The 1,856-nt window shown below is 55.6% G+C and carries 2 protein-coding genes; both read left to right on the plus strand.

Annotated features, from left to right (window positions below; translation table 11 throughout):
* The first annotated feature begins 374 nt into the window (after positions 1-374).
* Positions 375-1,013, plus strand: a complete 639-nt coding sequence (locus tag AB0D66_RS34505) for a hypothetical protein (protein WP_362311094.1) — start codon at positions 375-377, stop codon at positions 1,011-1,013.
* 209 nt (positions 1,014-1,222) lie between these two features.
* Positions 1,223-1,744, plus strand: coding sequence for a hypothetical protein (locus AB0D66_RS34510; protein WP_362311095.1), 522 nt, complete (start codon positions 1,223-1,225; stop codon positions 1,742-1,744).
* The last annotated feature ends 112 nt before the right edge of the window (positions 1,745-1,856 follow it).

Raw genomic sequence — 1,856 nt, forward strand, 5'->3', positions numbered from 1 at the left:
CCAACTCCGCAGCCCACACCTGAGACTCAGCCATCCCCACCATGCCCGGACAACGACACCAACCAGCTCAGGACACGAACCGCTGCTGGAGTACTAAGGAGCCTCTACCGCGTCGTCCGCGAGCTACAGACCTCCTCGCGACGTGGACCGGGCGCCTGCCCCACTGCCACCGCGGCCTACCCGCACCAGCCCCAACCTGACCAAGCCCTACTAAAACGTCAACGCTGAAAAGTCACAATGCCCGGCCATGCCAACGATACGGGCGAGAAGGGCAACCAATTACGCCCCTCCAGACGCCCTATCCCGCTCTCTTGGTATACCCTCCCCTGCAAGAATTCAATCCCAAGAGAAGCCCAGAAAGCAAGGTAAGGCAAATGGCAAATTTTAAATGGCTGCAGAATATTGCCGAAGGTGATTGGAGTGAAGCCGTACTGGCGGCCAGTATAGAGATGCAGTGGAGTGGCTGCAACATTGAGGAACTCGAGCGATTTGTTCACGATCTCTCCGGGTATCCGCAGAGCGCCCAGGAAATTGCAATCAACCTCCTACCTTTTGCAACCTTGGGGCAGCTTCAGATTGACACGGTTTGCTTCGCGCCGCACCAGTGGTGCTGGCTCCTCCTCGTGGCACGTGGCAGCTTCGAGGAGGCCCTGGAGTGTGCCCACAATTTCTTTGGCGCCGAGGTGAACTACGTCTTCTTGGAGTCTGCCTTGCGGGCTGTTGCGGGAGGCCATCAAGGGGATTTGCAGGTCCTAGCTGCCTCCACCTACAGCGAGGCAGTTTTGGGGAATCTACATCGAGAAACGTTCTATAGCCTCTGGGCTGCTGAAGACCAGCCCGGTAGGAAGAGGGTTGGTTTTTCAGGAGAGGTTGAAATTTTTGAATCGGCGGGAGACTCATACGTTGAGGCGGTTTATGACCGCAGGCAGATGCTGGCAAGGAATACAAGCAGCAAGAGAATGACCTTCCGGAGCAGCCGTCGACCGTCGGATCCCACACGGATCATGACCTGAAGGGCGAGATCGCCTCCCGCAACAGGCAGGCCTTCCGGAATTCGAATGGTAAATGGTTTAACTTCACCGTATACACACCTGAGGGTTACGGGCCATTCCTAGCTATTAGCGGGGTAACCGTACCCCAAAATGCCGACCTCGGAGACCCGTACTACGGATACGCAAAGACCAAGGGGGGCGATAGCATCATACTTGCCAGGGAACTCTCAGTGGAGCAATTCACAGACTGTGGACATCTACTCAAGGAAATTTCTGGGCGGACTGAGGTGGTTCGCGAGACTATGAAGACTAAGGATAAGCGCCGCATTTCGTCTGCTGATGTCGCAAGAATTTCCCGCCAGCTGCGCAAGGCAAATAAGGAGGTTCTAGATAAACTTCCGGTAGGACGTAGGGTTACCTTCCAGTACTACCAGCCTCAGGGGTGGGAGGGGTTTATTCTCATCCACGGGGCGGACGGGAAATTCCTATACGAGGGCCCCGATTCCCTACTTGGCGGAAAGCTCGAACCCGAGATTGCGTTCGATACAATCCCTGGCGAAAGGGCAAAGTTTGCGATCCATGAATCTGTACGTTATGGGGAAATAGAGAAGATCAAGAAGGGGAGGCATGGGATGGTTCACATTTGGATCGACGAAGTTCTTCAGAGCCGTGTCATCGAGCACATAGCGGCCCTAACGGTAAAGCAGGTGACGTACATGGGGCCTCGAAATTCCAGGCGTCAGCACCCGTAGACGACAAAGGGTCTAAATACTCCAGCAGCGGTTCGTGTCCTGAGCTGGTTGGTGTCGTTGTCCGGGCATGGTGGGGATGGCTGAGTCTCAGGTGTGGGCTGCGGAGTTGGAG

This window comes from Streptomyces sp. NPDC048270 (genome assembly GCF_040652335.1).
GTDB lineage: Bacteria > Actinomycetota > Actinomycetes > Streptomycetales > Streptomycetaceae > Streptomyces.

What these genes read in the sequence shown, in the direction of transcription:
- AB0D66_RS34505 (WP_362311094.1), top strand. Translation starts at nt 375, where the DNA reads ATGGCAAATTTTAAATGGCTGCAGAATATTGCCGAAGGTGATTGGAGT.